The organism is Chromohalobacter sp. HP20-39 (assembly GCF_033052815.1).
Lineage (GTDB): Bacteria > Pseudomonadota > Gammaproteobacteria > Pseudomonadales > Halomonadaceae > Chromohalobacter.
In genome coordinates, this window is sequence record NZ_JAWHTP010000923.1 from 1 (window position 1) to 254 (window position 254).

A 254-nucleotide genomic window follows, 5' to 3' on the forward strand; every position below is an offset into this window, starting at 1 on the left:
TTCCCGCCAGCGAGCGCGCAGACCGCGTGCACAAGGCCCTGCAGATGGTGCGCATGGAAGGCTTTGCCAAGCGTTACCCCGCGCAGCTCTCCGGCGGCCAGCAGCAGCGCATTGCCCTTGCCCGCGCGCTGGTGTTCGAGCCCAAGCTGGTGCTGATGGATGAACCGCTGGGCGCGCTCGACAAGCAACTGCGCGAACACATGCAGTACGAGCTGAAGTCGCTGCACGAAAAGCTGGGCGTGACGTTCGTCTAC

Annotated in this window: 1 protein-coding gene; it reads left to right on the top strand. The window is 65.0% G+C overall.

Features of this window, described 5'->3' with window-relative positions; all coding sequences use genetic code 11:
- On the top strand, nt 1-254 hold a 254-nt coding region (locus RVY79_RS20665; protein WP_317466471.1), incomplete at both ends, for an ATP-binding cassette domain-containing protein.